At 36.3% G+C, this 11,909-nt stretch carries 11 protein-coding genes and 1 tRNA gene; 9 read left to right on the forward strand and 3 right to left on the reverse strand.

The window, feature by feature from the left end:
* Window positions 1-116: 116 nt before the first annotated feature.
* From ABL518_RS05630 to ABL518_RS05660, 7 genes are all read left to right on the forward strand, one after another.
* Complete coding sequence (locus ABL518_RS05630; RefSeq protein ID WP_348994402.1) at window positions 117-1,523, forward strand: cytochrome ubiquinol oxidase subunit I; 1,407 nt, start codon at window positions 117-119, stop codon at window positions 1,521-1,523.
* Complete coding sequence (gene cydB, locus ABL518_RS05635; protein WP_095742744.1) at window positions 1,516-2,538, forward strand: cytochrome d ubiquinol oxidase subunit II; 1,023 nt, start codon at window positions 1,516-1,518, stop codon at window positions 2,536-2,538. Before ABL518_RS05630 ends, cydB begins: the two co-directional genes overlap by 8 nt.
* 250 nt (window positions 2,539-2,788) lie before the next feature.
* Window positions 2,789-3,673: a GTPase Era gene (era, locus tag ABL518_RS05640; RefSeq protein ID WP_010082484.1), complete on the forward strand. Its 885-nt coding sequence runs from the start codon at window positions 2,789-2,791 to the stop codon at window positions 3,671-3,673.
* Window positions 3,666-4,487 carry a 3'-5' exonuclease gene (locus ABL518_RS05645; protein ID WP_006279435.1) on the forward strand — a complete coding sequence of 274 codons (822 nt, stop codon included), beginning with the start codon at window positions 3,666-3,668 and terminating at the stop codon, window positions 4,485-4,487. Before era ends, ABL518_RS05645 begins: the two co-directional genes overlap by 8 nt.
* A gap of 207 nt (window positions 4,488-4,694) precedes the next feature.
* Window positions 4,695-6,674, forward strand: a complete 1,980-nt coding sequence (locus tag ABL518_RS05650) for a porin (RefSeq protein ID WP_010962806.1) — start codon at window positions 4,695-4,697, stop codon at window positions 6,672-6,674.
* 436 nt (window positions 6,675-7,110) lie between these two features.
* Window positions 7,111-7,917 (forward strand): DUF2163 domain-containing protein, encoded by an 807-nt coding sequence (locus tag ABL518_RS05655; protein ID WP_010082481.1) that lies wholly within the window; start codon window positions 7,111-7,113, stop codon window positions 7,915-7,917.
* A 31-nt stretch (window positions 7,918-7,948) separates the two neighbouring features.
* Window positions 7,949-8,035: transfer RNA gene (locus ABL518_RS05660), tRNA-Ser, on the forward strand.
* Between the two features lie 106 nt (window positions 8,036-8,141).
* Here ABL518_RS05660 and ABL518_RS05665 read toward each other — a convergent pair.
* From ABL518_RS05665 to ABL518_RS05675, 3 genes are all read right to left on the reverse strand, one after another.
* The gene (locus ABL518_RS05665) at window positions 8,142-8,393 is read right to left on the reverse strand and encodes a hypothetical protein (RefSeq protein ID WP_022626339.1); all 252 of its coding nucleotides are present in this window, start codon (window positions 8,391-8,393) and stop codon (window positions 8,142-8,144) included.
* The gene (locus ABL518_RS05670; protein ID WP_285520262.1) at window positions 8,363-8,512 is read right to left on the reverse strand and encodes a hypothetical protein; all 150 of its coding nucleotides are present in this window, start codon (window positions 8,510-8,512) and stop codon (window positions 8,363-8,365) included. Before ABL518_RS05670 ends, ABL518_RS05665 begins: the two co-directional genes overlap by 31 nt.
* A 262-nt stretch (window positions 8,513-8,774) precedes the next feature.
* On the reverse strand, window positions 8,775-9,068 hold the full coding sequence (locus ABL518_RS05675; RefSeq protein WP_080717625.1) for a transposase: 294 nt from the start codon (window positions 9,066-9,068) through the stop codon (window positions 8,775-8,777).
* A gap of 359 nt (window positions 9,069-9,427) precedes the next feature.
* Here ABL518_RS05675 and ABL518_RS05680 point away from each other — a divergent pair, with 359 nt between their 5' ends.
* Together ABL518_RS05680 and lpdA are read left to right on the forward strand one after the other, a co-directional pair.
* Window positions 9,428-10,537 (forward strand): PQQ-like beta-propeller repeat protein, encoded by a 1,110-nt coding sequence (locus ABL518_RS05680; RefSeq protein WP_010082460.1) that lies wholly within the window; start codon window positions 9,428-9,430, stop codon window positions 10,535-10,537.
* Window positions 10,530-11,909, forward strand: a complete 1,380-nt coding sequence (lpdA, locus tag ABL518_RS05685) for a dihydrolipoyl dehydrogenase (protein ID WP_010082459.1) — start codon at window positions 10,530-10,532, stop codon at window positions 11,907-11,909. The genes ABL518_RS05680 and lpdA overlap by 8 nt, the downstream gene beginning before the upstream one ends.

An 11,909-nucleotide genomic window follows, 5' to 3' on the forward strand; every position in this document is an offset into this window, starting at 1 on the left:
ACAAAAACGTCTTAACTTTCTCTCTACTTTTTCTGGGTAAGGTCAATTTTGTGAAAAAATGGATTGAATTATAGGTAGATTTGGCTATTATTTGTAATACATGGGTATTGGATAAAATGTTTGAATTTAGTTCTGTGCTGCTAGCTCGAATTCAGTTTGCCTTCACAATAGGCTTTCACATTATATTTCCTGCTTTCACGATCGGGCTTGCAAGTTTTCTAGCCTTTTTGGAATGGTGTTGGCTTAAGACTGGTGATACACGTTTCCGTGATGTTTATAAATTCTGGATCAAGATTTTTGCCGTTGCTTTTGGCATGGGAGTGGTATCTGGAGTTGTAATGTCATATCAACTTGGTACCAATTGGTCGATTTTTTCTGACCGCATAGCCAATGTTCTCGGCCCTCTATTTTCCTTTGAGGTTTTAACAGCCTTTTTTCTGGAGGCATCTTTTTTGAGTATTATGCTATTTGGATGGAATAGAGTAAGTTCTCGTATGCACTTTGCTTCTACTTGTATTGTTGCAGTGGGAACGCTTATTTCAGCTTTTTGGATTATTGCGGCCAACAGTTGGATGCAAACACCCGCTGGATTCACGATTGGTGAGAATGGTCTCCTATATCCAACCAATTGGTTAGAGATTATTTTTAATCCTTCTTTCCCTTATCGCTTTATTCATATGGTAACAGCAGCCTATCTTACAACAGCTTTTGTGGTTGGTGGTGTAGGAGCATTTTATCTTTGGAGAAAACGACATGCTCCTCAAGCAAGAATTATGCTTGGTATGGCAACCATTATGGTAGCTTTAGCTGCACCATTTCAGCTGTTCATGGGAGATAGGCATGGATTAAATACACTAAAGCATCAACCTACTAAGATTGCTGCAATGGAAGGTATATGGGAAACCGAAAAAGGGGCTGGCTTACTTTTATTTGCTTATCCGGATCAGCAAAATGAAATTAATCACTACGAGATAAAAATTCCTAATCTTGCCAGCTTGATCTTAACACATGATTTTTTAGGAGAAGTAAAAGGATTAAAGGAATGGAAAAAAGAAGATAGACCACCTGTAGTATGGGTATTCTGGTCCTTCCGTGTAATGGTTGGAGTTGGAATTTTAATGATCATAATTGGGTCAGTAAGTGTTATACAGTATCTTCGTGGCAAATTATTCCAAAGTTGTTTCTTACATGGATGGTGGATATCAATGATGCCGTCTGGGTTCATAGCGTTACTTGCAGGTTGGTTTACTACTGAAATTGGCCGTCAACCTTACACTGTATATGGAATTATGCGCACAATTGAATCATTTTCATCTGCGATTACCGGTCCTCAGGTTGCATGGTCTTTGATTGCATTTATCGTTATGTATACCCTTATATTTGGAGCAGGTAGTTACTATATTCTGAAACTTATATACAAAGGAATTCCTGTCATTAAAGAAGAAGAGCAATTTTATAAACACGGTATTGGAGCTTCAGTGATTGATGCTGGTACATCTGGAAAGGACAACAATTATGTTTGATTTTTCTTCCTTAATTAATTTACCCCTAATCTGGGGATTACTAATTGCCATAGCTGTTTTACTGTATATTTTAATGGATGGGTTTGATTTAGGTATTGGTATTTTACTTCCTTTTGCACCGTCAGATAAATGCCGTGATCACATGATAAGCTCAATTGCACCATTTTGGGATGGAAACGAAACATGGTTGGTATTGGGTGGTGGAGGGTTGTTTGCTGCTTTTCCTCTTGCATATTCAATATTAATGCCTGCTTTTTATATTCCAATCATTATTATGCTGCTTGGCCTTATAGTGCGCGGAGTATCCTTTGAGTTTCGTTTTAAGGCAGAAGGAAAATACAGGCGATTATGGGATTATGCCTTTCATTTTGGGTCACTTGGTGCTGCATTTTGCCAAGGCATGATTTTAGGTGCATTTATACATGGTGTAGAAGTAAACGGACGCAACTTTTCTGGTGGCCAATTTGATTGGGCAAGTGCTTTTAGTGTAATGACAGGCATTGCTGTGATATTTGGATATGCACTTTTAGGTTCTACATGGCTCATAATGAAGACAGAAAATATAACACAAGAATGGGCACGCAAGGTTGCTTCTTATACGCTTGGTTTTGTAGGTATTTTCATGGGACTAGTGAGTGTAGTGACACCATTTTTAAATGAACGTATTAAAAACTTTTGGTTTAGCATGCCAAATTTTTATTATTTATTTTCTATTCCATTACTCACATCTTGGCTATTTTTCATGCTGTGGTTTGATCTTCAGAATACTAAACGGGAGTACCGTCCATTCTTTCTCAGTATTGCTATTTTTTTTATGGGATATTTAGGTTTAGGAATTAGTATCTACCCATGGATTATACCTTTTCAATATACCATTCTGGATGCAGCTGCTTCTGGGCCAAGTTTATCTTTAATGCTCATTGTTATAATACCGCTTTTACCAATCATTTTAACTTACACTGGTTATTGCTATTATGTCTTTCGTGGAAAATCAAATTATGAACACAGATATTAAGGAGTTAGTGACCTTATGGTTAAAACGTTACCCTTAAATCAAGCAGTCGTTCAGGCAATGGCGTCAACTCAAGAGCCTTCATTAGCAAACCCTCCTATGGATTTTCTGAAAAGTTTTTGAGTATATTGTATTTTTAATTTGTAGAATAAGTTTTTTTCCTTTTTGCATGCTAACCAAAAAGGGTTCTGTCATCCTTCTTGTCATATAAGTAGCTTGACGCGGGCATTCAGTTTTCTTTATAATTTTCTTTGTGAAAGAACAAAAATGCTTATTTGTAACCATAGCTGGCTTACCAAATGCTGGGAAGTCTACATTAATTAACAGCATCATAGGCAAGAAAATTGCAATTGTCACCCCTAAAGTGCAAACAACAAGGACGCAAATAAGGGGTGTTGCAACATGCAACAACACACAAATTGTCTTTACTGACTCCCCAGGAATTTTCTCAGCAGAAACAAAACTTGAAAAAGCTTTAGTCAAATCTGCATGGTCGGCAGTTAAGGATAGTGACATCACTTTGTTGCTTGTTGATGTAAGCAATTATTTGAAAAATATAGAAAGAATTAAGACTATATTTATGCGGCTGCAGCGCACAAAAGGCAGATGCATTTTGGTTATCAATAAAACTGATTTGGTAAAAAGGCCTGAATTAAAGATGGCGCATGAGCATCTGAATTTGCTTTATAAATTTGAAAAGGTTTTTATGATATCAGCATTAAAGAATGATGGACTTTCTGATTTGATGAATTACTTGTCTGAAGTTGCATCGGTGAGCCCCTGGTTTTATGAAGAAGATCAAATAACCGATTCCTCGACAAATTTTTTATCAGCAGAAATTACGAGAGAAAAATTATTCTTGAACTTGCGTGAAGAATTGCCATACTCTACAGCTGTTATAACTGAACAATTTGAGGAAAAAAAAGATAAGAGTTTAGTCATCAAACAGATCATATTTGTGTTGAAAGATAGTCATAAAAAAATAGTACTAGGAAAAGATGGCAGTAATATTAAAAAAATTAATATCGAAGCGCGTGCTGAACTAGAAAAATTATTTGAGTGCAAGGTACACCTCTTTTTATTTGTGAAAGTGCGACCTTGGATCGACCGTCCGGAGGAGTATATAGGCAATGCTTAATTCTTTATTGGTATTTGATATTGAAACTATACCAGATGTAAATTCCTGCAAAAATTTACTCAATATTAGTGATGATAGTAGTGTAGAAGAGAAGAGGGATGCATTAACAAAATATCATCTTGAAATAACAAACGGGCAAAACTCTTTTCTGCGTCAGCCTTTTCACCTTGTTGTAGTTATTAGTTTTTTACTTTGCAATATAAGCTACCAGAGTGGTTATGAGGTGTTCACACTGCAAGAAATAAGATCTGGAGGCACACTAAATTCCAGTGAAAAGGAGCTAGTGAAAGGATTTTTTAACTACATATCAGAGAAAAAGCCAAGATTAGTTTCGTTCAACGGACGCACTTTTGATATACCAGTGCTGAAGTATCGTGCTATGGTCCATGGCATTCAAGCAGAATATTTTCATAAAGCTGGCGATAAGTGGAATAGTTACAATCAGAGATATAGCAGTGATTGGCATTGTGATTTGCTTGAATCCCTCTCTGATTTTGGAGCTTCTGCGAGAGTAAAAATGAACGAAGTTTGTGCAGCATTTAATCTTCCTGGTAAGATTGGAGTTGATGGGTCACAAGTTATGGACTTATACGATAGCGGCAAGATACAAGAGATTCGAGATTATTGTGAAACAGATGTAATTAACACTTATTTGATTTACTTAAGGTTCATGCATCATCAGGGAAGGATTACTACTGAAAGCTACAACAAAAGTGTGGAAGAGCTACTTTTAGAGTGCGAAAAAAAAGAATACCTAAAGAAATTTAAAGAAGAATGGCAAATAACTTGTGGTGGAAAAATTTTACTTCCATAGAATAAATAGTCGAGTTATAATGCACTAACAAGCGAACCTCTGTACTAAATTTTGGTTAATATACACGTTGAGCATATTAAGAAAGTTGCTTTTAAGGTATTGCATTTTACTTTTATTTTCGTTATAAGGTTGCTTTAAGTTGAATTTTCAACATTTTTATACTATTTACATTTAAGATATGATTTCGAAATTTTTTGGGGGCACTTCATGAAAAAGTCTATGTATACTAGAACTGCTCTAGTTTCTTTATTAACTTTATGTTCTTTCAGCAGTTTTGCAGCTGACTTTCCTGATGAGAGTATGAAGGAAATAAAAAAGCAAGAGAGCACAAAAACTTCTGGAAAAGTGGAAGTTATGAAAACATCAAATAAAAAACTGAAAGAAAAGATGGACAGAATATGTAATGCTGATCCAAGAAAAAAAGCTGAAGAGCTTAAGAAAAAAGAGGAGCTAAGATTAGCAGCCGAGCAGAAGAAAAAAGAGGAGATCAGGCTAGCAAATGAGAAAAAAGCAAAGCTTATAGAGGATTCAAAAGCGAAAGCTCTAAACGCTAAGAATTCTAATATAGAAAAAGGTAAAGTTTCAAAAACTAAGCGTTCTAAAACTAAGAATGCTAAAGTTGAAGCTAAAGATGTAAAGAAGGATATAAAAGTTGTTAACAAAAATACAGAGGAAAAAGGTAAGGCAAGTCCTGTTGTTTCAGTTGGTGGAGTTGATATTATCGATACCAATCAAGGGCAAAGTAATTTAAGAATAACTTTTGGTGGTGTTGTTGATGCTCAAGGTTATGGCAAAGCTGGACCAAGTGGCGCAGATTATAAACGTTATAACGTTATGCCAAACAGATCTACAGAGTATTATAATGCCACTCCAGATATAACAAGAGGAGCAAATCCAATATTCTATGAAGGAATAGGAAATATTGGTGATTACAGCAACGATATGGGTATGATTGCTGATGCAATATTGCACCTCAGAGCAGAAAATAAGAATGAAGATTTAGGTCTTCTTTATGGTGCTGACGTGCAGTTTCATGTTCCAGTGACCGAAGGTAAGGGAGCTTCACAGGGTGTTTATGCTGCAAAAGGCAGAAGTGCGCATGTGTTTGTTAACTCAAAATATGGTGACGTGAAGCTTGGTTACCAATTTGGTCCTGAGGCTCTGATGAGGCTTGATGCAACAAGAATTGCGACTGTTGACGGAGCTGCAGATAGTGACTGGTTCAGAAAAGTGAACTTAGAAGGAAGCGCTGCTAGCTTTCCATTTTATGTAACACCACGTCTTTACACTGAAAGTTTTTCGAGTGAAAGTGAAAAATTCTCTTTCCGCATGGCAGGGAAATATAACAAAGGCGTTATGACTACACTGCCATTTAGAGTTGCTTACTACTCACCAAATTATATGGGCGCAAGATTTGGTATCAGCTACTCACCTCGTTATGATAGTGGTTTGTTTACTGTAAAAGAAACAGTTTCAGAAGATAAAGGCGGTAAGATAGAACATAAGGAAACGATAAAGCATGTCGGCCCAGACTATGAGCACATAGTAAGTGCTGGTGCATCATATGAATATGACTTTGATAAACATAACATAAAAGTTAAAACTTCTGCAGTTGGTGAATATGGCTTTCCAAAGCAACCAAGTAAAGATAAGCATCTTTATAAGGAATTTGTGGAGTATAATGACCTGATGGGTGTTAATTTTGGTGTAAGCGCTGATTATAAGATTAATGAAGATCAAGGCGTAAAGTTTGCTGCCTCTTTTGCATACTTGGGCAAATCTGGTCAACCGAAGGGTATTAAAAAATTAATTGGTGATACCTACACGGAAATTGATAGTAAAGATGCTACTGATGGCAAAAGAGTGGAAGGGCTGAAAGCTCAATTTGGTAAAGATAGTATAGATACCATGTATTGGACTGTAGGAGCTGGGTATCAACATGAGAATATCTACACAAGTTTGACGTATTTTGGCAGCAGAATGAATGACAAAGATATGCTTCATGATGGTGCACTTGGCGTTCAATATGATCTGTCTCCTGCATGCAGTAAGAGCAAATTTGTTCCTTACGCAGCTCTCCATTATTTTATGACTAACGAAACAGGTAAGCTGAAAGATGAGTCTGATGCTGATGTACCTTCTAACCAAGGAATTCTCCTTCTTACTGGTGTGAAGTTTTCTTTCTAACCAGCCAGTACACACCACAGTTAACTGTGGTGTATTCTTGTCTGTTAGTGTTTATTTGTCGATCAAATAAACATATGGTGTCCTCTCTCCTGTCATCCCAGTGCGTGACACACAACTGTACGAACATTGTGATTTGAGGACACTCCACCAAGAAGGATGTCATCCCAGTGCCCAGACACTGGGATCCAGCTTTCCATGCAACTTCATCAAAAGCGTTTATTCAGCATAAGATCAGCCACTTTTTATGCTCACCAAATCAGTTTGCTTACTTACAAGCAAAATTTCCTGGATTCCAGTGTCAAGCACTGGAATGACACCCTATGGTCACCGGAATGACGCTTTATGGCTACTTAGATGATGAGAAAAGAACACACTGCCCTTATTCTACTGGCCGTATAGCTACTTTCAAATTTAATCAATTAAGCAGGAGGCCCCTATGCAAACCACACTAAAAAATCATTTAGCTGGAGAATTACTTACCACCGCTACGTGCTGGAAATTAAAGCTCGCAGGTGGAGAAGTAATGGGATTCACTGACTATGATGAAGATTTAAATATTGATAATATACTCTATAAATCTTCAAGTGGATTTACAGCCAGTAGTATAATATTAAACAGCGATTTGAAAACTGATAATCTAGAAATTGAAGGGATATTAAATAGTGCTGATATTAAAGAAGAAGATGTTTTATCAGGAAAGTACGACTTTGCAAATATTGAAATATTTCTTGTGAATTATAAAGACTTGACCCAGGGAACAATGAATCTACATTCAGGAATTTTTGGTAAAGTGACATTAAGTAGTGGAAGATTTATTGTTGAAATTAGAGGGCTTTCAGCAAAGCTTGAGAGAAGCATAGCAGAATTATACTCTCCTGCATGCAGAGCACAATTTTGCGATGATAAATGTAAAGCCGATACTAAAAAATTTAGTAAAATAAGTACAATCACTAAAGTAATAGACGAAAGAAGATTTGAAGACACGAATTTAACTGAGAGTGATGAATATTATAAGCACGGAGTAGTAAAATTCTTTGGCTCAATAGCGTTTGAAAGTGTAGTAAAAGAATATAAAAATAAAGTAGTTACGTTGTTTACTTCGCCTCCATACCAAATTTTTGCTGGAGATAAATATTCAATACTCGCAGGTTGCGATAAAACATTTCCAACTTGCAGAAGCAAGTTTAACAATACTGTGAATTTTCGTGGTGAACCCTATATACCAGGTTTTTATATTGTTTAGCAGTACAATTTTCAATATTATGAATAAGCATGGAAAGGTGGCTGAGTGGTCTAAAGCACACGCTTGGAAAGCGTGCACATATGAAAATATGTCGGGGGTTCGAATCCCCCCTTTTCCGTATGTTACTTCTAGAATAGTATAAAACCCCCGGTCGCGCACACAACTGTACGAACATTGTAATATGGTACAATGTTACAACTATGCGGTGGTAATTTACGATAAATTCATGTAGCCATTTCAAATTTAGCCATACCAATGTCAGTAAATTGATTAAGCAAATAACACTTGAGTAGCAGTTCCTTCCCACGATTAATTTCAGATTTGTTCCGAAAATTAAACCCGAATGTTTGTTTCAGTCGCGAGAAAAAACTTTCTACATAAGATCTTTTTCCGTAGTTTGTTTGCCTTTTCCACCTCTTCATTCCATCTTCGCTGTATGACTTTATTAGTCTAATTGCAGCATTTCTCTCTGCCATACTTTGGATGCTCTGCTGCATTGTTTTTTTGGAGGAATTTTTGTCTTTATGCCGCATTCATCACACAATTTATAGAGTTTATGTCTGTCATATGCTCTGTCTGCATATAGTGCTTTTATGGCATGCTGAAAATTAACTCCTTTAAGTAAATCGCAAGCTCCATAGTGATCAGACCGTTACTGTATTTTGCAGCTATGGCTTTTTTGCTGTTTATATTCAACATTACATGCAATTTTCTTGTCTGTTCATAACCACGATATTTTCTGTCAGCGCTATTTTCCTTGCTGTGTGTTGTTATAAATGCTGATGCTTGTGCTATCTATGGCAATTTCGATATCTTCCATATTATTTTTATCAATTCTGCAATCATTGATCTTAATATTAAGTTTTTTTTGAAGCTTGCGAATAGCTGATAACTGCTAAATCTCTTCCTATTTGTTGCAAATATCCTTTTATAAACCCGACTGTTTGTCTTAAGCCAATTCTAAAAAGATTAACGATTATATGCACTAAAATCACAACTTTATCACTATAAATATAGTTGCCGCCCTGCATTTTTGGACTATTTTCATACCAATTTTCGATAGCTTTATCGATGTAACGAAAAATATTTCCTCTTTTTTCTAGAAATTTGTTATATTCATGGCAGTTACTAACTCTCATTTTTTGTGGCATATTTTTCCTTAAGCGGTTAAATGGCTATTTTATAATGAATTTTGTCAGTAGCCACCAGATTTTTTCAGTTGCGATGCAACAGAGCCATCCCAGTGTCAAGCACTGGGATGACAGGAAAAGAGGCTATTTGGATGACATCTTTCTTCTTGGTATAAATTACTTTTATATCTCAATGTTCGTACAGCTATGCACGTTGCCGCATAGTGGATGAGGTGTACTACCTCTAAGAGTATACATTATCTCACATAATAATATAATATTTCGTTCATAAATCAACGTTTTTAACATGCAGCAAGAACATTTCCGTTGTAATTAAGGTTCTTAAGATGTATATTAATGAATCTTGTTTTCAATAAATAATGAAAGTAATAATTGTCATGATAATGTTATTGTGTAGCAGTTACACAATGGCAAGCGAGAGAATAAGTCTAGTGGATAAAAAACTATCTCAAGGATATGTAGCTCCAGTGCTTACAGAAGATAGCGTTATTTTATCAGACAAGCACGGCGCTTTATATTCCTTTGATATTGATAACTCAAAGGCTATGAATTGGAAATTACACCTCTCACACAGAAAAAAAATTAGTAACATGAGCCTATTGCGTCACAGAGGAAACGTTTTCTTTATAGTGGATAACGTTCTACACACAATAGATGCAAAAACCGGCGAGATTCAGTGGGAAAAAGAATTGAGAGCTCCAGTAAGAGGGAAAGCAGCAGTAATAAACAATAAATTGGTAGTATTGACTATTGATAATTATCTGTACGTGTTTGATATAAAAGATGGCAGCTTCGTTTGGACTTATCAAAACGGCATCAATGAGGTTCGAGGTTTGTATTCCATATCGCCAGCAATTTCTAATGATAAAATAATAGCACCATTTTCAAATGGTGAGTTAATAGCTTTTAATGAAGACGGTAAAAAATTGTGGAGCCAAAAATTGGCTACAAACCTTTTGGATACACAGCTCACAGATGTAACTACTACACCGAGAGTGCTTGGCGATACTTTAATAGCTACAAATAATTCTTATATTTATAGCATTGACGTGAAATCAGGAAATATTTTACGGTCAAAGTCACTGCAAGTAAAAAGTGTATCAGACATTGAGTCATATTATAGTCCTCTTATTCCTGCAGAGAAACAAAAAGAAGGCGGAAGAATTTTTATAGTTACTAAAGACGATAAAATAATTGGCCTGGATATAAAAAATGGAGAAACAGTCTGGGCATCTGATTTAATAGAAAATACGCAATTGTTTGCTCCAATTATGCATGCCCATACACTGTGGGTGACAAGCAATAAAGGTTCAATGTTTGCTTTTCCGGGATCTGAAAGTGCAGGAAAGGTAGTCAAAGTACCTGGTAATGTGTTTCACACTCCAGTGTTTACTCGCAATAAGATATATGTAACAACTGAGGGAAAAGGTGTTTATTCTTTAGAAAATAGGTTTGTTTTTTATGACTGATTATGATTTAATTGTTATAGGTGGTGGCCCAGGAGGCTATAAGTGTGCTATCGCTGCTGCAAAACTTGGATTGAAAGTTGCCTGCATAGATAAAAATAGCATTTTTGGTGGTACATGCTTGCGAGTTGGATGCATACCTTCCAAAGCACTACTTCATTCTTCCTATCAGTATGCTCACACGAAAAATGATCTGTCGAAGCTTGGCATAAAAATTAAGGATGCAAGTTTCGATTTAAAAGAAATGCTAGGCTATAAGGACGCCAGAGTTCAGGAACTTGGAAAAGGTATAGAATATCTGTTTAACCTTCACAAAATCACTAAAATCAATGGGCTTGCTTCTTTTGACCAAGGTAATCTTGAAGTTTCAGTTGAAGGTAAGGTGCTGAAGACAAAAAATATAGTAATTGCAACCGGTTCTGACGTTATTTCTTTGCCAGGAATTAATATCGATGAGAAAAGTATTATTTCATCAACTGGTGCATTATCTTTAACTGAAGTACCAAAAAAACTTGTCGTAATCGGAGCCGGGGCAATAGGGCTTGAAATGTCTTCTGTATGGAGGAGGCTAGGGTCTGAAGTCACTGTAGTAGAATTTTTTGACAGAATCGCTGCAGCAATGGATGGAGAATTAAGTAAGTCTCTACTTTCTAGTCTACAAAAACAAGGAATAAAATTTTTACTTAGCACTAAAGTTGAGGAGATAAAACAAAGTAGTAATTCTTTGAGTGTGAAAGTTTGCTCTGTAAAAGATAATCAAACAAACACTATAGAGGCGGATAAGGTATTGGTGGCAGCAGGACGCAAACCATGCACTGAGAATCTTGGTATTGATGAAAAAATAGAAAAAGATAATCGCGGTTTCGTTCAAGTTAACAACAGATATGAAACTAATGTGAAAGGAATATTTGCTATTGGTGATGTGATCGGTGGAGCAATGCTTGCTCATAAAGCAGAGGAAGAAGGAGTGGCAGTTGCAGAGATAATAGCAGGACAGTCACCTCACGTTGATTATGGAATCATACCATCTGTCATTTACACTCACCCTGCGGTTTCTTCGATTGGTAAAACCGAAGAGGAACTCAAAAATGCTGGCCGTAAGTACAAAGTTGGTAAATGTCAATTTGCTGCAAACGGCAGAGCAAAAATCACTGATGATGCTGAAGGATTCGTGAAAGTGCTGACTTGTAGCAGAGCAGATACAATACTAGGTGTGCATATCATAGGAGCATACGCTGATACGCTAATCAACGAAGCAGCAGTTGCAATGGCATATAGCGCAGCAGCAGAGGATATATACAGAATTTGTCACTCTCATCCTGATATAAATGAAGCCTTTCGAGATGCGTGCATCGATGCTTTCTTTAAAAAATAA

This window comes from Wolbachia endosymbiont of Drosophila willistoni (assembly GCF_040084705.1).
Lineage (GTDB): Bacteria > Pseudomonadota > Alphaproteobacteria > Rickettsiales > Anaplasmataceae > Wolbachia > Wolbachia pipientis.